This window comes from Enterobacter sp. BIDMC 27 (assembly GCF_000534415.1).
Classification (GTDB): domain Bacteria; phylum Pseudomonadota; class Gammaproteobacteria; order Enterobacterales; family Enterobacteriaceae; genus Enterobacter; species Enterobacter hormaechei_C.
This window is the reverse complement of the sequence record NZ_KI973178.1, coordinates 1,671,478-1,694,336: the sequence shown is the minus strand read 5'-3', so window position 1 is coordinate 1,694,336 and position 22,859 is coordinate 1,671,478. Positions and strand designations below refer to the sequence as shown.

General features: G+C 53.7%; 20 protein-coding genes. 12 read left to right on the top strand and 8 right to left on the bottom strand.

The genetic code is table 11. The features are described from left to right. Positions 1 to 22 precede the first annotated feature (22 nt). The 5 genes from L463_RS14550 to L463_RS14570 are packed head-to-tail and all read left to right on the top strand — an operon-like array spanning position 23 to position 5,519. On the top strand, positions 23 to 2,614 hold the full coding sequence (locus tag L463_RS14550; RefSeq protein WP_032103198.1) for an outer membrane usher protein: 2,592 nt from the start codon (positions 23 to 25) through the stop codon (positions 2,612 to 2,614). A 28-nt stretch (positions 2,615 to 2,642) separates the two neighbouring features. Continuing rightward, positions 2,643 to 3,218, top strand: coding sequence for a fimbrial protein (locus L463_RS14555; protein WP_015572703.1), 576 nt, complete (start codon positions 2,643 to 2,645; stop codon positions 3,216 to 3,218). Between the two features lie 26 nt (positions 3,219 to 3,244). Further along, complete coding sequence (locus L463_RS14560) at positions 3,245 to 3,808, top strand: fimbrial protein (protein ID WP_015572702.1); 564 nt, start codon at positions 3,245 to 3,247, stop codon at positions 3,806 to 3,808. A gap of 14 nt (positions 3,809 to 3,822) precedes the next feature. Continuing rightward, the gene (locus L463_RS14565; RefSeq protein ID WP_032103196.1) at positions 3,823 to 4,431 is read left to right on the top strand and encodes a fimbrial-like protein; all 609 of its coding nucleotides are present in this window, start codon (positions 3,823 to 3,825) and stop codon (positions 4,429 to 4,431) included. 11 nt (positions 4,432 to 4,442) lie between these two features. After that, positions 4,443 to 5,519, top strand: a complete 1,077-nt coding sequence (locus L463_RS14570; protein WP_032103195.1) for a fimbrial protein StkG — start codon at positions 4,443 to 4,445, stop codon at positions 5,517 to 5,519. Between the two features lies 1 nt (position 5,520). Here the strand turns inward: L463_RS14570 and L463_RS14575 are convergent, their stop codons facing one another. From L463_RS14575 to L463_RS14590, 4 genes are all read right to left on the bottom strand, one after another. Next, complete coding sequence (locus L463_RS14575; RefSeq protein ID WP_032103194.1) at positions 5,521 to 6,768, bottom strand: polysaccharide deacetylase family protein; 1,248 nt, start codon at positions 6,766 to 6,768, stop codon at positions 5,521 to 5,523. Between the two features lie 63 nt (positions 6,769 to 6,831). Then, positions 6,832 to 7,272 carry a PTS sugar transporter subunit IIA gene (locus tag L463_RS14580; RefSeq protein ID WP_015572698.1) on the bottom strand — a complete coding sequence of 147 codons (441 nt, stop codon included), beginning with the start codon at positions 7,270 to 7,272 and terminating at the stop codon, positions 6,832 to 6,834. Positions 7,273 to 7,377: 105 nt separating this feature from the next. Next, on the bottom strand, positions 7,378 to 8,148 hold the full coding sequence (locus L463_RS14585) for an ABC transporter permease (RefSeq protein WP_006810078.1): 771 nt from the start codon (positions 8,146 to 8,148) through the stop codon (positions 7,378 to 7,380). After that, positions 8,145 to 9,071, bottom strand: a complete 927-nt coding sequence (locus tag L463_RS14590; RefSeq protein WP_017383763.1) for an ABC transporter ATP-binding protein — start codon at positions 9,069 to 9,071, stop codon at positions 8,145 to 8,147. Before L463_RS14590 ends, L463_RS14585 begins: the two co-directional genes overlap by 4 nt. 107 nt (positions 9,072 to 9,178) lie before the next feature. Here L463_RS14590 and can point away from each other — a divergent pair, with 107 nt between their 5' ends. Then, positions 9,179 to 9,841, top strand: coding sequence for a carbonate dehydratase (gene can / locus L463_RS14595; RefSeq protein WP_003856301.1), 663 nt, complete (start codon positions 9,179 to 9,181; stop codon positions 9,839 to 9,841). A 64-nt stretch (positions 9,842 to 9,905) separates the two neighbouring features. Here can and hpt read toward each other — a convergent pair whose 3' ends face one another. After that, positions 9,906 to 10,442 carry a hypoxanthine phosphoribosyltransferase gene (gene hpt / locus L463_RS14600; protein WP_003856303.1) on the bottom strand — a complete coding sequence of 179 codons (537 nt, stop codon included), beginning with the start codon at positions 10,440 to 10,442 and terminating at the stop codon, positions 9,906 to 9,908. A 206-nt stretch (positions 10,443 to 10,648) separates the two neighbouring features. Between hpt and L463_RS14605 the strand changes: the two genes are divergently transcribed. Continuing rightward, complete coding sequence (locus L463_RS14605; protein WP_032103193.1) at positions 10,649 to 13,039, top strand: glucose/quinate/shikimate family membrane-bound PQQ-dependent dehydrogenase; 2,391 nt, start codon at positions 10,649 to 10,651, stop codon at positions 13,037 to 13,039. Between the two features lie 86 nt (positions 13,040 to 13,125). Here the strand turns inward: L463_RS14605 and cueO are convergent, their stop codons facing one another. Beyond that, positions 13,126 to 14,685, bottom strand: coding sequence for a multicopper oxidase CueO (cueO, locus tag L463_RS14610; RefSeq protein ID WP_032103192.1), 1,560 nt, complete (start codon positions 14,683 to 14,685; stop codon positions 13,126 to 13,128). A gap of 145 nt (positions 14,686 to 14,830) precedes the next feature. Here cueO and L463_RS14615 point away from each other — a divergent pair, with 145 nt between their 5' ends. From L463_RS14615 to speD, 3 genes are all read left to right on the top strand, one after another. Then, positions 14,831 to 15,178 (top strand): YacC family pilotin-like protein, encoded by a 348-nt coding sequence (locus L463_RS14615; protein ID WP_003856306.1) that lies wholly within the window; start codon positions 14,831 to 14,833, stop codon positions 15,176 to 15,178. A 101-nt stretch (positions 15,179 to 15,279) separates the two neighbouring features. Then, entirely contained in the window at positions 15,280 to 16,149 is an 870-nt protein-coding gene (gene speE / locus L463_RS14620; RefSeq protein WP_015572694.1) for a polyamine aminopropyltransferase, read from the top strand. Beyond that, positions 16,150 to 16,944 (top strand): adenosylmethionine decarboxylase, encoded by a 795-nt coding sequence (gene speD, locus L463_RS14625; RefSeq protein ID WP_017694500.1) that lies wholly within the window; start codon positions 16,150 to 16,152, stop codon positions 16,942 to 16,944. Between the two features lie 31 nt (positions 16,945 to 16,975). Here the strand turns inward: speD and yacL are convergent, their stop codons facing one another. Together yacL and acnB are read right to left on the bottom strand one after the other, a co-directional pair. After that, on the bottom strand, positions 16,976 to 17,338 hold the full coding sequence (gene yacL / locus L463_RS14630) for a protein YacL (protein ID WP_017694501.1): 363 nt from the start codon (positions 17,336 to 17,338) through the stop codon (positions 16,976 to 16,978). 212 nt (positions 17,339 to 17,550) lie between these two features. Beyond that, positions 17,551 to 20,148: a bifunctional aconitate hydratase 2/2-methylisocitrate dehydratase gene (gene acnB, locus L463_RS14635; RefSeq protein WP_032103189.1), complete on the bottom strand. Its 2,598-nt coding sequence runs from the start codon at positions 20,146 to 20,148 to the stop codon at positions 17,551 to 17,553. Between the two features lie 449 nt (positions 20,149 to 20,597). Between acnB and L463_RS14640 the strand changes: the two genes are divergently transcribed. Continuing rightward, the gene (locus L463_RS14640; RefSeq protein WP_023295925.1) at positions 20,598 to 22,052 is read left to right on the top strand and encodes a DUF3300 domain-containing protein; all 1,455 of its coding nucleotides are present in this window, start codon (positions 20,598 to 20,600) and stop codon (positions 22,050 to 22,052) included. Between the two features lie 10 nt (positions 22,053 to 22,062). After that, complete coding sequence (locus L463_RS14645) at positions 22,063 to 22,854, top strand: DUF2950 family protein (protein ID WP_023295924.1); 792 nt, start codon at positions 22,063 to 22,065, stop codon at positions 22,852 to 22,854. The last annotated feature ends 5 nt before the right edge of the window (positions 22,855 to 22,859 follow it).

The window sequence follows — 22,859 nt, the reverse complement described above, 5'->3', positions numbered from 1 at the left end:
GCACTGATTAAGTGGATGTGCCATGTTATTTAAACGTTCTCTTTTATGTCTTACGATAAGTGCAGCATTGCCTTTTTATGCCTGTGCAGAAAATATCACGCCAGCAAAAGATCTGCCTGACAATGAAGAAGAGGTCGAGTTTAACGATCAATTTCTTTTAAATGGCAGCGCTAATATTGATATTAATCGTTTTTCACATGGCAACCCGGTTTTACCGGGGACCTATCGCACTAAGATCAACCTGAACGGTAAACTGAAGTCCACCGTGGAGGTCACGTTTAAAGATAACGGAACACCTCGTGCGACCCCGTGCATAACAAAACTGCTGCTGTCACAATCGGGTGTCGACACCAGCACATTGCCTGACGGACCGGAAGACGATGAAACCTGCGTCGATATTAAAAAATCTTTCGCTGGCGCTACGGTTAGCTATGACAGTGGCAAGCAGGCTATGGATTTTAATTTTCCCCAGATTTATGTGCTGAAACGCCCGGCGGGCTATGTCGATCCATCGTTGTGGGATAACGGGATTCCTGCCGCTCTGCTCTCTTATGACATGAACGGCTGGCGTAGCGAGAACAACGGCAGTACATCAGAAAGTGCATATGTAGGGTTACGCTATGGTCTGAATATGGGGCCATGGCGCCTGCGCTCGCGTGGCAATTTTAACTGGGACAAAGATAGCGGCACAAAATACTCCAGTCAGGATGTCTATTTGCAGCGCGATATTACACCATTGAGTGCCCAGTTTGTCATCGGCGACTCTTACACGCGTGGCGAGGCATTTAACTCTATAAGCCTTCGCGGCGCACGCATGTACAGTGACGATCGCATGTTGCCAATGGGGTCCACAGGCTACGCGCCTGTCATTCGGGGTGTCGCGAACAGTAACGCGAAGGTCAGCGTCACGCAGAGCGGCAATAAGATTTATGAAACCTCGGTGCCACCAGGCGCGTTTGAAATAAACGACCTGAGTACCACAGGTTACGGAAATGATTTACTGGTAACGATTGAAGAAGCGGATGGCAGCAAACGCTCCTTTACCGTACCCTTTTCATCCGTCACGCAGATGCTCCGTCCGGGAGCCTCTCGCTGGGACGTCGGTTTAGGTGAATTAAATGACGATTCACTGATTGATGCGCCTAAAGTGGGTTACGGTACGCTTTACTATGGCCTGAATAATACGTTCACGGGTTATATTGGCGCGCAATATACCGACATGGATTTTTATGCCGGTATTCTCGGCGTGGCAATGAACACCCCTGTTGGTGCGTTTGCATTCGACGTTACGCAATCTTATGCAGATATTGAGGGGCTGGATAAATTAAGCGGGCAAAGTTATCGTTTAACCTACAGCAAAATGATTGAGTCGACGAATACTTCCTTTAACGTTGCGGCTTATCGTTTCTCGACGGAAGACTACCTGACGCTTAACGATGCGGCGCAACTTCAGGACAGTATTAGGCACCAGAAGTACTCAAACCGTAGCTATGACTCAAACGAAGCGCTATATGCAGACTATCAGCGCACCAAAAACCAGGTGCAAATTAGTCTTAACCAACCGCTAACCTCCGGAGAAGACAATTTTGGCTCCCTGTATGTAAGCGGCACCTGGCAGGATTACTGGAACGCGACGGGCTCTACTTCCAATTACAATATTGGGTATAACAATAGCTTCACCTACGGCAGCTACAGCTTGTCATTACAGCGAACCTATGATCAGAACGGCAAGAAAGACGATAGCGTTTATTTAAGCCTAAGCATTCCATTAAGTGTATTCTCAAAAGATAGAGGGAATGCCGGTGGATTCTCCAACATCAATATGGGATTACGTTCCGACCTTAAAGGCGGCACAAGCTTTAACACGTCCGCGGGTGGAAATACGCAAGATAATAAGGTGAGTTATTCCGTTAGCGCCTCGTCAAACAGTGGTAATTATGGTGACCTGAATCAGATAAGCGGCTACGGGTCCTATAACAGTGAATATGGCCCGCTGGGGTTATCTGCCTCTTTTGGTGATGACAACAGTAAACAATATTCTGCCTCCTATAACGGTGGCATGGTCATCCATTCAGGAGGTATTGCATTTGCGCCAGGGAGTATTGGTGACAACGATGCGCTGGCACTGGTCAAAGCGAGTGGTGCGAAAGGCGCCGGTATCGGCTTTGGTAACAGCGAAATAGGCAGTTCCGGCTATGGCATTCTGCCTTATATGTCTGCCTACCGTGAAAACCGCGTATACCTTGATATCAGCACGCTGGAAAACGACGTTGAAATTAAAAACACCAGTGAAATTACGGTTCCCCGCAGTGGTTCCGTTGTGCTGGTTGATTTTGCAACCGATGAAGGTCGTTCATTAATTTTAGAACTTAAGCGCACCGATAACGGATTTATTCCTTTAGGCGCTGATGTTTTAAATGAAAAAAATGAATCTATTGGCACCGTGGGACAGGCGGGGCAAGCCTATGTCCGCGGCGTTGAGGATGAAGGCACGCTTCATGTTGTCTGGGGAAGCGATAAAGACAGTAAATGTGACGTGCATTATAACGTCTCATCACATGCTCAAAAAGTAGGACTTACAACGGTGCTCAGCAATCAAGTGTGCCAGATGTAATTATTCGGGAAAATAGACGAGAGTTTGTATGAAAAAAAATCTTTATAGCCTGTCAGTCGTTGCCGTAACGATGCTGGCGTTATCAGGTTCGGCGCTCGCCGAGGGCACGAATCTCGATGTTAACTTTACGGCCAATATCCGTGAAACCACTTGTGATATGAAACTGATGGGCGGTACGGGTTCCGATACGGATCAAACACTGCTCATTGGTAACGGCGGCCAGGTGCGTCTCGACGATGTCAAAGCTGGCACCGCAAATGCCAATTTCAAAATTGTGATTGTTGAATGCCCGGCCTCTCTGACCTCACTGAAAGCCACGGTAAAAGGAAGCCAATCGGGTTATTTGCTTAGCGGCCTTGTTAATCAAAAACCAAAAGCCGATGGAGGCGCAGATTTCTCTGCTGTTGAAATTGCCAGAGCCAGCGCACCGGAGGCCCCTTTTATCATCAACTCTGACGATGATGCTAAGCGACTGGTCTGGAGTGCAACAGAAATCCAGAATAAAGAAGTTCCTTTAGTAGCCACAATACGTGAAACCAAAGTTAATAGCATGACAGTTGGTGATTTTGAGGCTACTGCGACTTTTGAATTTAGCTACGAGTAATTGGTGCAGGAAAACGGAGCAACATTATGAAATTTAAATCTACTTTTATCGCCCTGTCCGTTTCTGCACTTCTGTATTCGGGAATGGCAAACGCAGCAATTACAGGTACTGACAGTGTTAAATTAACGATAAAATCAAAAATAGTCTCGGGCACGTGTACAGCAAAAGTGCTTAACGGTGCAGGAACTGCGTCCACTGAAATTGCGTTTGGCGACGTATATAAAACCGATCTGGTAAATAAGACTCGTGTCGAGCCGTTAAAAATTGCCTTTACAAACTGCTCTGGTGTAACTAAGGCAACGGTAGCCGCAGCGAGTGGTGCAGGTGGGGGATGCTCGGGTCCGAAAACGGACGGAGATTCTTATTCTGCTGGGTTAGCAACAGGCTTCGAAATCTGGTCAGGAGTTGTAGATACTGGCGTAATGTTGAGTTGCAAAAGGCCTCCGGCGGCACAGGAGGTCACCATTGCTGACGGTGTAGGGGAATTCCCGATGAACTCACGCATTGTGATTGCGAAAGACAGAAATATTGCCGATGTTGGCACAGGTGCCGTTACTGCGCCAGTAACCTTCACAGTCACCTATCAATAATTCCAGGAACCATTATGCAACAATCACCGTTTAATTTACACCAGCCCGGTCTTGTGTTGCTTATCGGTCTGGCTGGTAGCACTCTGCCTGGCGTAAGCCAGGCAGGTTCAGGTATGGATGTAAACCTGACAGCAAACATCGTTAATAATACCTGTCGGCTAAGCGTCGAAAACGGCGGAGAGATCACTTTGCCGACCGTGTCACGAGACTGGTTTTATAACAGCGACAAGAGCGATCGTTTATCGCCAAACGATGATGAAGCTGGAACGCCTTTTACCATCCACGTAGATGACTGCTATGCGAGCAGTACAGAAGGCGCAACGATTAACAAACTAAAATTTAGTTTTGCTCCGCAAAATGGTTTCTGGAGTAATCACAACCAGGTGTTTAAAAACGATGCCACAGCCGGTGCGGCTGAAAATGTGGGTATCGTTATTTTTTCAGATACGTTCAAAACTAACGTCCTGAACAGCGACGGGACATCAAACGTTATTTACGATGTCAGTGGAAGTAGTGAGAACTATATAAAGGATTATGGCTTTTACGCACGTTATCAGAATATTGGAACGATCACCAGCGGCGCTGTGATAAGTAATGTTCTGGTTAATGTCAGCTACGAATAAAGGGATTTAGGATGAAAAAATACCTCACTATATTAGCGTTCGCAGCGTTCGGGCTGTCTGGCGCAGCAAAGGCTAATTTCGAGGAGTGCAAATTTTACGGTAATGATGACTTGCAGATTATGTCTCCAGGTGCACAACCAGTTATCACTCCTCTGCCTGTGGGCACAGTAACAACTCCCATACAGATCAGTAATACGATCATTATGGAAACAACGCCTGCGTTAAAATCTCACTGTGCTGGGGGAAATGACGGTGAAAACACCTATCAGATTACCGACAACTCAATGCTGGCAGGCTACATAGATAACAAAGCCACCTTCCGGACGAATATTCCGGGTATTGTCTATACCCTGGCGATGTATCCCGATGGTAACGGCGTCACCGCGTGGTTCCCGCCCAACGCAGGGTCCTGGTATATGACCGCACCTAATGACGATCACGAAGAGTTGCTTGACGAAAAAACCTGGCATGTGCGCATGGAAATCTATCAAACCAATGGATTTCAGGGTGTTCCTTCGGATGTTAATTTTTTAACGGCCGGTGCAGGCCCGATTGGTCAGATCATTCTGGGCGATCCAAGCGATCCGAAGACATCCGATCACCCTCGTCCCCATGTGAACATGAGCGAGATGTCATTTAGCATGCCTTTAAATCGCCCGACCTGTGTCTTACGTGCGCCCACAACGGTAAATCTTGGTGACTGGTATCCCGCAGAAGTCGAAAACGGGAATACCAGCAAAGTCGAGTTCCATGTTACGGGTACATGTGTAAATACAACCGCTGTTTACTATACGTTATCCTCCACACATACCACCGCAGATAAAAAATATTTTACCAATACCGTCGAGAATACTGGTGGTGTTACTGCGGCAGGAGGCGTCGGCGTCATGATTACGGATTCTGAAAATGATCATTACCCCGTGCCGGCAGACAGTTACCAACGTGTCATTGCTATAGGAGAGGTTGTTGGGGATCCTGTTAGTATTATTGACAGATCACTTTGGGCCAGGTTGGTCAAAACCGGTAGCGATCCGGTAACCGTCGGTGTTTTCGGTACCACCGTGACCATTCAGACCACGTACGAATAACCTACCCCTGCGGCTGATTGCTGATCAGCCGCGACATTGTCTCCAGCGAATCCGTTCTCAGAATATACAGTCGCTTCAGTAAGAACGGATTATCCCCCGGCTTCACCTTCCCCTTCACCGTTGTCACTGCCAGATGAAAACCGGCATCATTCGCGGCTTTAATCGCTTTATTGTCATACCCGCCAAACGGGTACGAAACATACAGCACGCGCGGGTTGAACTGCGCCAGTGCACGCCGTGAGCGTTCAAAATCGAACAGGATCACGTGATAGCTGCGGCTCAATAAGATGGGGTGTTTATACCCATCTACGCGATGCAGGAAGTGGGTGTGAGACTGAATGTCGAACACATCCTGAATAGCCTTAATTTCCTGAACGCTCATAAACTGTAGCGATCGGGGATCCCACTTCTGAGGGTGACCTTTGATTCGGGATGAAATAATAAACGCCGTCGCGTTGAAGCCATACTCTTTCAGCACCGGATACGCGTAGCGGCTCACCGATTTCAGGCCATCATCAAAAGTGATCACCACCGCTTTCGCGGGGAGGTTCATCTTGTTACGCACGTACCCTTCAAGCTGGTACATTGTCAGCGTGGTATAGCCTTGATCGCGTAACCAGGCCATCTGATTATTAAACGCACGTACGCTGGTTGTCGTGGAGGTATGTCGAAAACGGGTGTTCTCTTCATCACGCAGGATATGGTGGTAGGTCAGAACCGGCAGTCCGTTATCTTCCTGTGCATCCAGGCTGCTGATCCACGCCAGACGATTGCCGATGCGAATTTGAAACCAGGTCTGGTTCAGGCGATCTTTCAGCTTATTCAGAATCGGATAGCGAAGATTGGCGCTTAAGGTGCCAAAGGGCGCGCTTCCGCTGCTGGGGGCGTTATACACCGGCGTGTCTTTCCAGGTGATGAGGTTTTGATTGCTGAGCGGCTTGTTCAGATCGCCCAGACTGTCCTCAACGCGTTGCTTACCCTGCACTTTTTCCAGGTGCTCTTTATCAATAAACCCCGTACCGAATCCGAAACGAAATTCATAGTAATCCGCCGCGGCCGGAAAGACGGCGAGGATCTGCCCGGCGCGGACATTGCCCACGTTCACGACGGCATTTCCCACCTGCGCCCAGATGGCCGCATCTTCGGTGGTTTGCATATATTGGGCAGGAAGGCCTTGCTGACTGGTCAGGCTGGCAGACGCACCACCGGAGACCAGTAGCAGAAGGATAAAGATAACGCGCATGAACATGGGATATAAATCGATACGGATAATCAGTCGCCATTGTACCAAAAGCGACATCAATACCAATGTTTAATGCTTATACAGATCGTGAAGCAGAACGAAAGGCGGATTCTTCTGCTGCTGGTGCCACAGGCTGCTCACGCCCGGCGAGCCCTGCGCCACAATGGCGTGACGAAACTCAGCGCTGCTCAACGTTGCGCGCAGCGGATACATCGCTTCGAGTAAAGGCAGGCTGATACCGGAGATTACTTCACAGTTATCATGCTTATGGCTCATTAACGCCGCTGAACGGTAAGGCGCCGCGCCCGATCTGTCGGTGAGAAAAATCACGCCATCACCGGTGTCGGTTTCATGCAGCGCGTCGCACATCATCCGGCTTAGCATATTGGTGCTCAGCCCTCGCCAGTAATTTACCGCACGACATTGCGCCAGAGGGCCAAATCGGGCCTCCAGCTTCAGGAGCATTTCCTGTGCCTCTTCATCGTGGCAGGTGATAACCCATCCCAGCATAACGTCTCTCCTTAGCAGGCGAGTAGTTTATCCAGGTGAAGGTTAGTTTACGGTGATAACTGTCAAAGAAAGTGCCCGGCAAACAGAACGTCGCCGGGCAGAAGATTAGCTACGCAGCCCACGTCCACGCTGGATCAGATACCAGCACAGCAGATAGAACGCCACGATAAATACCGCCAGCACCACAACGGTGGTGAACAGCGGGACATCGGTAATGCCGAGGAAACCAAAGCGGAAGCCGCTGATCATATAGACAATCGGGTTCAGGTGCGACAGCGCCTGCCAGAACGGCGGCAGCAGCGTCAGGGAGTAGAACACCCCGCCCAGATAGGTTAGCGGCGTCAGCACGAAGGTCGGGATCAGGCTGATGTCATCGAACGTTTTGGCGAACACGGCGTTCAGCAAGCCAGCCAGTGAGAACAGGATCGCCGTCAGCAATAGCGTGAGCGCCACGAACAGCCACGAGTGCACCTGGAACGGCACGAAGAACAGCGAAATCGCCGTCACCAGAATACCCACGCACAGCCCGCGCGCCACGCCGCCGCCCACGTAACCGGCGATAATGACGTGCGTCGGCACTGGCGCCACCAGCAGCTCTTCAATGTTGCGCTGGAACTTGGCGCTGAAGAATGAGGACGCCACGTTCGCGTAAGCGTTGGTGATCACTGCCATCATGATCAGGCCCGGCACGATAAACTGCATATAGGTAAAGCCGTGCATCTCACCAATGCGGGAGCCAATCAGGTTGCCGAAAATGATGAAGTAGAGCGTCATGGTGATCACCGGCGGCACCAGGGTTTGCACCCAGATGCGCATAAAGCGGTTAATCTCTTTCGCCCAGATGCTTTTCAGCGCGACCCAGTAAAGATGCGTCATGCCTTGTCTCCTTGTTTATCGTGCACCAGAGAGACAAACAGCTCTTCCAGTCGGTTCGCTTTGTTACGCATGCTTAATACCTGAACGCCCTGCGCGCTCAGCTGGGAGAACACGCTGTTGATTCCCTGCTCGCGCAGCACTTCTACCTCCAGCGTCGAGGTATCGACCAGGCGATAGTTATACCCCTCCAGCTTCGGCAGGGCGCTTTTCGCCGCCAGATCGAGGATAAAGGTCTCTGATTTTAGCTTGGAGAGCAGGTTCTTCATCGAGGTGTTTTCCACCAGCTCGCCGTGCTGAATGATGCCGATGTTGCGGCACAGCATCTCTGCCTCTTCAAGGTAGTGCGTGGTCAGAATGATGGTGGTGCCTTTGTCGTTCAGATCCTTCAGGAAGCCCCACATGGAACGACGCAGTTCAATATCCACGCCAGCGGTCGGTTCATCAAGAATGAGCAGCTTTGGCTCGTGCATCAGCGCGCGAGCAATCATCAGGCGGCGCTTCATCCCCCCGGACAACATCCGCGCGCGCTCGTTACGCTTCTCCCACAGGTCAAGCTGTTTGAGATACTTTTCGCTGCGCTCCAGCGCTTCTTTGCGCTCAACGCCATAGTAACCCGCCTGGTTAACAACAATCTGCTGTACCGTCTCAAACGGATTGAAGTTGAACTCCTGCGGCACCAGCCCCAGCTGGCGCTTGGCGTTGACCACGTCTTTTTGCAGGTCGTAGCCAAACACGCTAACGCGGCCAGACGTTTTATTGACCAGCGAGCTGATAATCCCGATGGTGGTCGATTTTCCCGCCCCGTTCGGCCCCAGAAGCGCGTAGAAATCTCCCGCTTCGACTTTAAGATCTATCCCGCGCAGCGCCTGGACGCCCCCCGGGTAGGTTTTTTTGAGCTGTTCAAGCTCCAGTGCAATCGCCATGAATTCAACTTACCTTAAGTTCTGACACACGTTGTGTGGTTTCATTAAAAGTCGGGTTACCCTATAGTAGCGCAACGCAATCACTTGGTTACAGGTCGCTAACCTCCATGAACGACATAGATACACTCATCAGCAACAATGCACTATGGTCAAAAATGCTGGTGGAGGAAGACCCCGGATTTTTTGGAAAACTGGCACAGGCGCAGAACCCGCGCTTTCTCTGGATTGGATGTTCCGACAGCCGCGTCCCCGCCGAACGTCTGACCGGTCTTGAACCGGGCGAACTGTTTGTTCACCGCAATGTTGCTAACCTCGTTATTCATACCGATCTCAACTGCCTTTCGGTTGTTCAGTATGCCGTTGACGTTCTGGAGGTTGAGCACATCATTATTTGTGGCCACTACGGCTGCGGCGGCGTACAGGCGGCGGTCGAAAATACAGAGCTGGGGTTAATCGATAACTGGCTGCTGCACATCCGTGATATCTGGTTCAAACATAGCTCACTGCTGGGCGAAATGCCGCAGGAGCGCCGTCTCGACACGCTGTGTGAGCTGAACGTGATGGAGCAGGTCTATAACCTGGGCCACTCGACGATTATGCAGTCTGCCTGGAAACGCGGACAGAAGGTCTCCATCCACGGCTGGGCGTACGGTATTCACGACGGCCTGCTACGCAATCTGGAAGTGACCGCCACCAACCGCGAAACGCTGGAACAGCGTTACCGCTCGGGAATTGCCAACCTCAAGCTTAAGCACGTTAACCATAAATAACAAAGCCGGGGGTTTTCACCCTCTCCCTGTGGGAGAGGGCTGGGGTGAGGGCATCAGCCCGCAATTATTCGTCCAGAATCACTACTTTCCCAACATACGGCAGATGGCGATAACGCTGCGCGTAATCAATGCCGTAACCCACCACGAATTCGTCCGGGATGGAGAAACCAACGAACTCCACCGGCACCTGCACTTCACGGCGTTCAGGCTTATCCAGCAGAGTACAAATCGCCAGTGATTTTGGTTCACGCAGGCTCAGGATCTCACGCACTTTAGAGAGCGTGTTGCCGGAGTCGATGATGTCCTCAACAATCAACACATCTTTGCCACGAATATCTTCATCCAGATCTTTCAGGATTTTCACATCACGGGTTGTGGACATGCCGCTGCCGTAGCTGGAGGCGGTCATAAAATCGACCTCGTGCGGCACCTGCACTTCACGGCACAGGTCTGCCATGAACATGAAAGAGCCACGCAACAGACCGACCAGCACCATTTCGCTGCCGCTGTCCTTGTAATGTTCGGTGATTTGACGACCCAGTTCGGCGATACGCGCTTTGATCTCGGCTTCCGGGATCATCACTTCAACAGTATGTTTCATATTACTAACCAAATGATTTTAGTGAAAATCTCTCAATGCGGATGACTCTCGCTCCGGCATCGATACGCAAGCCAGCCATTATACCAGTAAATGGATAAGCCTGGCGTATGAGTTATAAAAAGCAATATTTGTGATTCCGATCACAGTTGTTAATACCTATAATTAATTGCTAGCAAATAATTAACAAAACTGACGAGTACTTTTCTATGGCTGAAACAAAAACTAAACAGCCGCGTCTACTGGTGACATTAACAGCCGCGTTTGCCGCATTCTGCGCGCTGTATTTGTTAATCGGTGGCGTATGGCTGGTCGCGATTGGCGGCTCCTGGTACTACCCGATTGCGGGTCTGGTTATGGTTGGCGTAACCGTCCTGCTTTTACGCAGAAAACAATCTGCTCTGTGGCTGTACGCAGCGTTACTGCTCGCAACCATGATCTGGGGCGTCTGGGAAGTCGGGTTCGACTTCTGGGCGTTGACGCCGCGCAGCGACATTCTGGTCTTCTTCGGTATCTGGCTGATCCTGCCGTTTGTCTGGCGTCGTCTGATCGTCCCTTCCAGTGGCGCCGTGGCCAGTCTGGTCGTTGCCCTTCTGATTAGTGGCGGCATCCTGACCTGGGCCGGTTTTAACGACCCGCAGGAGATCAACGGTACGCTGAACGCGGAATCCACGCCGGCTGCGGCTATTTCGCAGGTGGCGGACGGTGACTGGCCTGCTTATGGTCGTAACCAGGAAGGTCAACGCTACTCCCCGCTGAAGCAGATCAACGCGGACAACGTGAAAAACCTGAAGGAAGCCTGGGTATTCCGTACCGGCGACCTGAAGATGCCAAACGATCCGGGTGAGCTGACCAACGAAGTGACCCCGATTAAAGTGGGCAACATGCTCTACCTGTGTACGGCGCACCAGCGTCTGTTCGCGCTCGACGCGGCTACCGGTAAAGAGAAATGGCACTTTGATCCACAGCTGAACTCCAACCCGTCGTTCCAGCACATTACCTGCCGCGGCGTCTCTTACCACGAAGCGCGCGCCGATAATGCCAGCCCGGAAGTCATTGCCGACTGTCCTCGCCGCATTATGCTGCCAGTGAACGATGGCCGCCTGTTTGCCATTAACGCTGAGACCGGCAAGCTGTGCGAAACCTTCGCCAATAAAGGCATTCTGAATCTTCAGACCAACATGCCGGACACCACGCCGGGCCTGTATGAGCCGACCTCCCCGCCAATCATCACCGATAAAACCATCGTGATTGCCGGTTCGGTAACGGATAACTTCTCTACCCGTGAAACCTCCGGCGTTATCCGTGGTTTCGACGTGAACACCGGTAAACTGCTGTGGGCCTTCGACCCGGGCGCGAAAGATCCTAACGCGATCCCATCGGATGAACACACCTTTACCTTTAACTCACCGAACTCCTGGGCACCGGCAGCGTATGACGCGAAGCTGGACCTGGTCTACCTGCCGATGGGCGTGACCACGCCGGATATCTGGGGCGGTAACCGTACGCCGGAGCAGGAACGTTACGCCAGCTCCATCGTGGCGCTGAACGCAACAACCGGTAAACTGGCATGGAGCTACCAGACCGTTCACCACGATCTGTGGGATATGGATATGCCGTCCCAGCCGACGCTGGCGGACATTACCGTTAACGGTAAAACCGTACCGGTGATTTACGCCCCGGCGAAAACCGGTAACATCTTCGTGCTTGATCGTAGCAACGGTAAGCTGGTTGTTCCTGCGCCGGAAAAACCGGTTCCGCAGGGTGCGGCCAAAGGCGACTACGTCACCAAAACGCAGCCGTTCTCTGACCTGAGCTTCCGTCCGAAGAAAGATCTCAGCGGTGCAGACATGTGGGGTGCCACCATGTTTGACCAGCTGGTATGCCGCGTGATGTTCCACCAGCTGCGCTACGAAGGGATTTTCACCCCGCCGTCAGAGCAGGGTACGCTGGTCTTCCCGGGTAACCTGGGGATGTTCGAATGGGGTGGGATCTCCGTTGACCCTAACCGTCAGGTCGCCATCGCTAACCCAATGGCGCTGCCGTTCGTTTCCCGCCTGATCCCTCGTGGTCCGGGTAACCCAATGGAGCAGCCGAAAGATGCGAAAGGCAGCGGTACCGAAGCCGGTATCCAGCCACAGTATGGCGTTCCTTATGGTGTGACCCTGAATCCGTTCCTGTCTCCGTTTGGTCTGCCGTGTAAACAGCCTGCCTGGGGTTACATCTCCGGTCTGGATCTGAAGACCAACAAGATCGTCTGGAAGAAACGTATTGGTACGCCACAGGACAGCATGCCGTTCCCGATGCCTGTTCCAGTGCCGTTCAATATGGGTATGCCAATGCTGGGTGGTCCAATCTCTACCGCCGGTAACGTGCTGTTCATCGCGGCAACCGCAGATAACTACCTGCGCGCGTACAACATGACCAACGGTGAGAAACTGTGGCAAGGCCGTCTGCCAGCCGGTGGACAGGCAACGCCGATGACCTATGAAGTGAATGGCAAGCAGTACGTTGTCATCTCTGCGGGTGGTCACGGTTCGTTTGGCACGAAGATGGGCGACTATATTGTCGCGTATGCACTGCCTGACGACGCTAAGTAACGAAAAAGCCCGGTGGCGCTAACGCTTACCGGGCCTACGGGTGCCCTATGTAGGCCGGGTAAGGCGAAGCCGCCACCCGGCTTTTTTTATACGGTAAAACCGAGCATCATCCCCGTATCTTCATGCTCCAGCAGATGACAGTGGGCCATATAGGCAAACTCTTTCGGCGCCTCGTGGTCAAACTTCACCAGCACCTCGCTGACGCCGCCTTCCACCCTCACCGTATCTTTCCAGCCCGCACGATGCGCCTCCGGTGCTTTACCATTTTCAGACAGAATACGGAACTGCGTGCCGTGGATATGGAACGGGTGCAGCATCATGTCGCCTTCGCCTGAAATCACCCAGCGTTCAAACTGCCCTTTCGTGGCGGCGAACATGGGCGTGTTCATATCGAACGCTTTGCCGTTGATGCGGTTGGCGTTGTGGAAATCGAAACCATGGCCGCCGTGATCCATGCCGCCCATTTTACCGTGGTCCATATGCATATGGCCCATCATCTGGCCGTGATGTATTCCCGCCATGGCCTGATTGCCGTACTTCTTCATCAGCGCCTGCATGCCCATCATGTCGAGCATCGGGTCCATAGAAAGCTGAAGTTTACGCTGCGTAAGCCCGTCCAGCGACGGGAGTGCTGGCAGCGTGGTGAGGGTCTCCGGCAGCGTACCGGAGGCGGTGATCTGTAGCGGCTGAATGCGCAGGACCGGATGCGGCTTATCAAACGGCGCAACGGCCATCCCCATCTGGCTGACCGGCAGGGTCACCAGGTCAAACGCTTTGCCATCGCTGATGTCCACCAGCACCTCGAAGCGCTCCCCCATCAGCATCGGCAGCTCGCTCACCTTCACCGGCTCCGGCAGCAGGCCGCCGTCGCTTGCCACCACGTAAAGCGGGCGTTTATCGCTGGTGGCGAAGTTCAGCGAGCGGGCGTTACAGCCGTTAAGCAGACGTAAGCGCAGCCAGCCTTTTGGCGCGGCATGCTGCGGGTAGATCGCGCCGTTGGTCAGGAGTATATCGCCAAACCAGCCTACCGCCGCGCTCATTACGTCCAGCTGATAGTCAATTTGCCCGTCAGCGTTGAATTTTTTGTCCTGCACAATCACCGGGACATCGTCGATTCCCCACTGTTTTGGCAGGCGCAGCAGGCGGCTTTCATCGTCTTCAATCAGCACCAGGCCGGCCAGCCCCATCGCCACCTGATGGCCCGTTTTGCCATGCTGATGCGGGTGGAACCAGCAGGTCGCCGCGCGTTGTTCCGGAGTAAAGGTTACGCTGCGTTTACCACCAGGCCTGATAATGCCCTGAGGCCCTCCATCCACTTCGCCCGGGACTTCCAGCCCGTGCCAGTGCAGCGTGGTCTCTTCCGCAAGCGTGTTATGAATGTCTACCGTCACCGCCTTCCCTTTGCGTAACTGCAACGCCGGGCCGAGCAGATTGCCGTTATAGCCCCACGTCGTGGCGGCGTGCTGACCGAACGTGGTTTTACCGGCCTGCACCACAAGCTGAATGCGGCTGCGGGCATCTGCGGCGAGTAATTCAGGAATGGGTAAAGCCGGTCTGTCGGCGGCAAAAACGGCGCGGCTCCAGAGAGGTAACGCGCTGGCAACCCCCAGTGCGGCAGAAAATTTTAAAAAATCACGACGTTGCATGTGCATTTCCTTATTTCCAGCAGGCGATCTTTTGAGCATAAACCCTCCCCTTACCGGAAGGTCAAGCACGGCGGCAATAATAAAGATCGTCGGCCTGGCATCAAGTATGCTAACGTTAATTTTCCGTGATGCAGTGGTAAAGGCAATGAAGACGTTTTTCAGAACAATTTTGTTCGCCAGCCTGATGGCGATGTGTGCGAACAGTTACGCGCTAAGTGAAAACGAAGCGGAAGATATGGCCGATCTGACGGCAGTTTTTGTTTTTCTGAAAAACGATTGTGGTTACCAGAATTTACCCAATGGGCAAATTCGTCGCGCACTGGTCTTTTTTGCCCAGCAGAACCAATGGGACCTCAGCAACTACGACAGCTTCGACATGAAGGCGCTCGGTGAAGACAGCTACCGTGATTTAAGCGGTATTGGCATTCCCACTGCTAAAAAATGCAAAGCGCTGGCTCGCGATTCACTCAGCCTGCTCGCCTACGTGAAGTAACCTTCCCGACGCCCCTTGTTGACCCGTTAACCGCCTCACGGCGGTGTTGTGTTGCGCCCATCTGCCGGATGTAATGGATGTTAACGAAGGAGGTGCTCCCCATGACCGAAAAAACGGTATGGCAAGAAACGCTGCATGACCAGTTTGGTCAGTATTTTGCCGTGGATAACGTGCTCTATCATGAGAAAACCGATCATCAGGATTTGATAATCTTCGAAAACGCCGCCTTTGGCCGCGTGATGGCGCTGGACGGCGTGGTGCAAACCACCGAGCGCGACGAGTTTATCTATCACGAAATGATGACCCACGTCCCGCTGCTGGCCCACGGCCACGCGAAGGACGTGCTGATTATCGGCGGCGGCGACGGCGCGATGCTGCGTGAAGTCTCTCGCCATCAGAATGTCGAAACCATCACCATGGTGGAAATCGACGCCGGTGTGGTGTCGTTCTGCCGCCAGTATCTGCCCAACCATAATGCCGGCAGCTATGACGATCCGCGGTTTAATCTGGTTATCGATGATGGCGTCAATTTTGTTAACCAGACCACGCAAACGTTTGATGTCATTATCTCTGACTGTACCGACCCTATCGGTCCGGGCGCGTCGCTGTTTACCTCGTCGTTTTACGAAGGCTGCAAGCGCTGCCTGAAGCCTGGCGGAATTTTTGTGGCGCAAAACGGTGTTTGCTTCCTGCAACAGGATGAAGCACTTGATAGCCACCGTAAGCTGAGCACCTATTTTGCTGACGTCAGCTTCTACCAGGCGGCGATCCCCACTTACTACGGCGGGATCATGACCTTTGCCTGGGCGACGGATAACGACGTTCTGCGCCATCTCTCTACCGAGATCGTGCAGGCCCGCTTCCACCAGGCCGGACTCCAGTGCCGCTACTACAACCCGGCGATCCACACCGCAGCCTTTGCGTTGCCTCAATATCTGCAAGACGCGCTGTCCTCAAAGGAGGTGAACTAATTGAAAAAGCTTAAACTGCATGGCTTTAACAATCTGACCAAAAGCCTGAGTTTTTGTATTTACGATATCTGCTACGCCAAAACAGCAGAAGAGCGCGATGGTTACATCGCCTATATCGATGAACTCTACAACGCCAACCGTCTGACCGAGATCCTGACAGAGACCTGCTCGATTATCGGCGCGAACATCCTGAATATCGCGCGCCAGGATTATGAGCCTCAGGGTGCGAGCGTCACCATTCTGGTGAGTGAAGAGCCGGTTGACCCGAAGCTTATCGACAAAACCGAGCACCCCGGCCCGCTGCCGGAAGTGGTAGTCGCCCACCTGGATAAAAGCCACATCTGCGTGCACACCTACCCGGAAAGCCACCCGGAAGGCGGGCTGTGTACCTTCCGCGCGGATATTGAAGTGTCGACCTGCGGCGTGATTTCACCGCTGAATGCGTTGAATTATTTAATCCACCAGCTGGAATCCGATATCGTCACTATTGATTATCGCGTGCGCGGTTTTACCCGTGATATCAACGGCATGAAGCACTTCATTGATCATGAGATCAACTCCATTCAGAACTTCATGTCCGAAGACATGAAGTCGCTGTACGACATGATGGATGTGAACGTCTATCAGGAGAATATCTTCCATACCAAGATGATGCTTAAAGAGTTCGATCTTAAGCACTATATGTTCCATACCAGGCCGGAAGATTTAAGTGACGAAGAGCGTAAGGTCATTACCGACCTGCTCTGGAAAGAGATGCGCGAAATTTACTACGGCCGTAACATTCCGACCGTGTAAACGTGATCCGGAGCAGGGACGCTACGGGGAATTACTTCTGTTTCATAAAATCGCGGTAGGCGTTCAACACGCTCAGGAAGTCTTCCACGCCGCAAAGCGACAGGCTCTCTTCGTCGTAGTAGCTCATCCCCTCTTCCATCTCATCACCCGAGAACTCAAGTTGGTTGGCGCGCACCATCACCTCTTCGCCATCCATCCAGAGCGTGTATTCGTGCCCGGCGCGTTGCCAGGAGCGTTCACTGCCTTTCACCGTTTCCGCCGCCTGTTCGACTTCATCCAGCAGCGCGAGGTTCTCTTTCACCTCTTCGTTAAACCAGTGTCCAACGGCTTCGTGCCCCATCGACATTCGCACTTTCACCACGCCGGTGATGTCGCGCAAAAATTCGTAATCCATAGCGTTTTCCTCTGCAAAGCCATTAGGGTAATTATCGCAGCAGAGAGGAAGAAAAAAAGCGGGAGAGGTGGGAGGAATGAAAATAAAAAACCCACCGACGTTGCGATGGGTTTTGTAGGCCCGGTAAGCGTAGCGCCACCGGGCAATGGGTCAGGTGCGGAGCGGTCTGGCGCCCTCACCCCCAGCCCCTCTCCCACGGGAGAGGGTAGCATTTATACTGCGGTCTGGAAGATCACCCCGTCAGCCTTCTCGGTGTACTGAGAGAGCTGGTCGAAGTTCAGATAACGATAAGTATCCACCGCCGTCTTATCTACCTGAGCCACAAAGGTCTGGTACTCTTCCGGCGTTGGCAGTTTGCCAATCAGCGCCGCAACCGCCGCCAGCTCCGCAGAGGCCAGGTAAACGTTCGCCCCGGTTCCTAAACGGTTAGGGAAGTTACGGGTTGAGGTGGAAACCACCGTCGCACCGTCGGCCACGCGCGCCTGGTTGCCCATACACAGGGAACAGCCAGGGATTTCGATACGCGCCCCGCTCTTACCAAACACGCTGTAGTAGCCCTCTTCGGTCAGCTGCGCCGCATCCATACGGGTTGGCGGCGCCACCCACAGACGGGTCGGCAGCTGGCCTTTGTGGGTATCCAGCAGCTTACCGGCAGCACGGAAGTGGCCGATGTTGGTCATACAGGAGCCGATGAACACTTCGTCGATCTTATCGCCCTGCACGTCAGAGAGCAGACGCGCATCGTCCGGATCGTTAGGCGCACACAGGATTGGCTCTTTGATATCCGCCAGATCGATCTCAATCACCGCCGCGTACTCTGCGTCAGCGTCGGCTTCCAGCAGCTGCGGATCCGCCAGCCATTTTTCCATGCCCTGAATACGACGCTCCAGCGTACGACGGTCGCCGTAGCCTTCCGCTATCATCCACTTCAGCAGCACGATGTTGGAGGTCAGATACTCAATAATCGGCTCTTTGTTCAGCTTGATGGTACAGCCCGCCGCAGAACGCTCGGCAGAGGCATCGGTCAGCTCGAACGCCTGCTCCACTTTCAGATCCGGCAGACCTTCAATTTCCAGAATGCGGCCAGAGAAGATGTTTTTCTTGCCTTTCTTCTCGACGGTCAGCAGACCCTGTTTAATGGCATACAGCGGGATCGCGTGCACCAGATCGCGCAGGGTAATGCCCGGCTGCATTTTACCTTTGAAGCGCACCAGCACCGATTCCGGCATATCCAGCGGCATCACGCCGGTCGCTGCGGCAAACGCCACCAGACCGGAACCCGCCGGGAAGGAGATCCCGATTGGGAAACGGGTATGGGAGTCACCGCCGGTACCGACGGTATCCGGCAGCAGCATGCGGTTCAGCCAGGAGTGGATAACGCCGTCGCCCGGACGCAGGGAGACACCGCCACGGTTCATAATGAAGTCTGGCAGCGTGTGGTGCGTGGTTACGTCAACCGGCTTCGGATACGCCGCGGTGTGGCAGAAGGACTGCATCACCAGATCGGAAGAGAAGCCCAGGCACGCCAGGTCTTTCAGTTCATCACGGGTCATTGGGCCAGTGGTGTCCTGAGACCCCACGGAGGTCATTTTCGGTTCGCAGTACGCGCCAGGACGGATACCGGCGACGCCGCAGGCGCGACCCACCATTTTCTGTGCCAGCGAGAAGCCGCGGTTGCTTTCCGCCACGTCTTTCGCCTGACGGAAAACGTCTGAGTGCGGCAGACCCAGCGCTTCACGCGCTTTGGTGGTCAGGCCACGGCCGATGATCAGCGGAATACGGCCACCGGCACGCACTTCGTCGATCAGCACGTCGGTTTTCAGTTCGAAGCTGGCCAGCAGTTCGTTGGTTTCGTGGTTACGCACTTCACCTTTATACGGGTAAACGTCAATCACGTCGCCCATGTTCAGGTTGCTCACGTCCACTTCAATTGGCAGCGCGCCCGCATCTTCCATGGTGTTGAAGAAGATTGGCGCAATTTTGCCGCCGAGGCACAGGCCGCCGCCGCGCTTGTTCGGCACGTGCGGAATGTCGTCGCCCATGAACCACAGCACGGAGTTGGTGGCGGATTTACGGGAAGAACCGGTACCAACCACGTCACCGACGTAAGCCAGCGGGAAACCTTTTTGTTGCAGGGCTTCGATCTGTTTGATCGGGCCAACCACGCCTGGCTGATCCGGCTCAATGCCTTCACGGGCGTTTTTCAGCATCGCAAGGGCGTGCAGTGGGATATCCGGGCGAGACCATGCATCCGGCGCCGGAGAAAGGTCATCGGTGTTGGTTTCACCGGTCACTTTAAAGACGGTAACGGTAATTTTTTCAGCAAGCTGAGGGCGGTTCAGGAACCATTCGGCATCGGCCCAGGACTGCATCACCTGCTTCGCGTAAACGTTGCCTGCTTTGGCTTTTTCTTCCACATCGTAGAAGTTATCGAACATCAGCAGCGTTGAAGAGAGCGCTTTGGCAGCAATTGGCGCCAGCTTGTCGTTATCCAGCGCGTCAATCAGCGGATGAATGTTATAGCCGCCCTGCATGGTGCCGAGCAGTTCAATCGCTTTTTCAGGAGTAACCAGTGGGGAGGTGGCTTCGCCTTTGGCAACGGCGGCAAGGAATCCGGCTTTTACGTAGGCAGCTTCATCTACGCCAGGCGGTACACGGTTGATCAGCAGATCTAACAGGAATTCTTCTTCGCCCTCAGGCGGGTTCTTCAGCAGCTCGACGAGCGCGGCCATTTGGGTTGCATCTAACGGTTTGGGTACAATTCCCTCGGCGGCACGTTCTGCTACGTGCTTACGGTATTCTTCTAGCACGACGGTTCTCCTCGCTCTCATTGTCATATGCGGCGGGCGTTCTCTTCACGCTCCTGTGAGACAGCAGTTTGTAGGGTAAATGCCCGATACCGCGTCGGGCAGCATAGCAGGATTTCTGCACAGTGTTAATCTGTTTACAAAAAAGCAACATTAAAAAATTTGCTGAATCGTTAAGCATGGTATAGCACCCCGTCACCGGGCCCGAAAGCAGTTCCGTAAGTTTGTCTCCACCCCAGCAACTAGCTGCTGGCCGCTCGCAAGAGCGGCCTTCTGAATGCCCGTCGCCTGCTCAGCCATCCGATATAATTGTGTAATAAATACTCACACTCTTTATCCGGATTCTTCGGAGGTTTTCCCAACAAAAGTTAAAACTGTAAAACACGGGTGAATGATACTCGCGGCAACAGCAACGCCTCACGGCACTGCACTCGTCTCGTTGGAGTCAATCTATGAAGTTGCCTTTTAAACCACATCTTCTTGTTCTGCTTTGCAGTGCGGGGCTGTTTGCCGCCTCGGGCGTCATGTTCGTTAAAAGCCGCGCAACGGAACCCGCTCCCGCACCTGCGCCGGTAGCCCCGCAGCTCCCCGCACCAACAGCACAACCTGCCCCGATGGCGACTCCGGCCTATAGCGCCGCGCAGATCGATCAGTGGACCGCGCCCATTGCGCTCTATCCCGACGCGCTGCTGTCGCAAATTCTGATGGCCTCAACCTATCCGGCGAGCGTGATTCAGGCCGCCCAGTGGTCAAAGGACAACCCTAAAATGCAGGGCGATACCGCCATTCAGGCGGTCAGCGGGCAGCCATGGGATGCCAGCGTGAAATCGCTGGTCGCCTTTCCGCAGTTAATGTCGTTGATGGGAGAAAACCCGTCGTGGGTACAGAGCCTCGGCGACGCCTTTCTGGCCCAGCCAAAGGATGTGATGGATTCCGTGCAGCGTCTGCGCCTGCTCGCGCAGCAGACAGGCACGTTGCAATCCACCCCGCAGCAGACCGTCACCACCGTGAAAAAATCTGCGCCAGCCTCCACCAGTACAGCCGCGACGTCAACGTCGGCTAGTCCGACGGTGATTAAAATTGAGCCAGCCGATCCACAGGTGGTTTATGTCCCTACCTACAACCCTTCCACCGTTTACGGCACGTGGCCAAACGCCAGCTATCCGCCTGTGTATCTGCCCCCGTCTCCCGGCCAGCAGTTTACCAATAGTTTTGTCAGAGGCTTTGGCTATAGCCTCGGCGTAGCCACTACCTATGCGCTGTTCAGTAACATAGACTGGGACGATGACGACGAACATCATCACGATCATGATGACGATCACCACGGCGGTTATTCGCATAACGGCGATAACATTAATATTAATGTTAATAACTTCAATAAGATCACCGGCGAGCACCGTACCGATAATCATCAGGTCTGGCAGCATAATCCGGCCTACCGCAACGGCGTGCCCTACGCCAATAGCCAGCTTGCCAGCCGCTATCATCAGACTTCAGTGCCGAGAGGGCTGAGCGCTACCCGGCAGCAGACGGTCAACCGCGATAGCCAGCGGCAGGCTGCGATGGCGCAGATACAGCAGTCGACGGGCAAAACCCTCACACAGCTACAGCATGGCGACGCGCATTTCCCGCAACATTCAGCGTCCGCGCAGCAGCTGAAGCAGCTCTCTCAGCGCAGCAACTATCGCGGCTACGACAGCGCGCGGCCCCACGCACAACGGATGAATAATACTCTTGCGCAAACCAGACGCCCGACGCAGGTTCAGCATCAGCCGCTGCGGGCAAACGCCCTGAGCGGCAACGACAGCCGCTCGGCCAACTGGCAGGCCCAGCACCAGCGCGGGCTGCAAAGCCGCCAGCAGCTGTCCGAACATCATACCGAACACCGTGAATTCCATCGTCGTTAAGGAAGCCGCTATGAACATGAAACCGATCGGTGGAATGCTGTTGTTGATGGTATCCACCTTCGCCTGCGCCCAGCAATCTTTCTCCACGCCTGAGCAGGCGGCCAATGCCCTGACGAAGGCCATCAGCGAGCAGAATGAGCGCGCGATGGCCGACCTGCTGGGGGATAACTGGCGCGACTATCTGCCACCTGAAGGGGTTGATCCGGAGGCGGTAGCTCGATTCCTGCGTGACTGGAAGATTAACCATCGTACCGAAATCAGCGGCGATATTGCCCATCTGTCAGTTGGCGATAACGGCTGGCAACTCCCCATACCGGTAGTGAAGAAAAAAGAGGGCTGGCAATTTGATATGCAGAAAGCGGCGGATGAGATCCTGACCCGCGAAATCGGCCGCAACGAACTCGCGGCTATCGAAGCGCTGCACGCCTACGTCGACGCACAGCAGAGCTACTACGCCATGAACCACCGCTATGCGCAGAAGATTGTCAGCACGCCAGGGCTAAAAGACGGCCTGTACTGGCCCATCTCGCCGGGCGAAGCGCCAAGCCCGCTGGGTCCCGCCTTCAGCCCGCCGGAGCCGGGTATGGGCTATCACGGCTATCGGTTCCGCATTCTGCCGGATAAAAATGGCTTTGCGATGGTTGCCTGGCCCGTGAGCTATGGTCAGACGGGGGTAATGAGCTTTGTCGTTAACCAGGATGACAAGGTGCATCAGGCAAATCTCGGCAACGATTCGGCACAAAAAGCGCAGGCGCTCGCTGCATACCACCCGGATAAAACCTGGCAGCCTGTCACCCCCTGAACGCG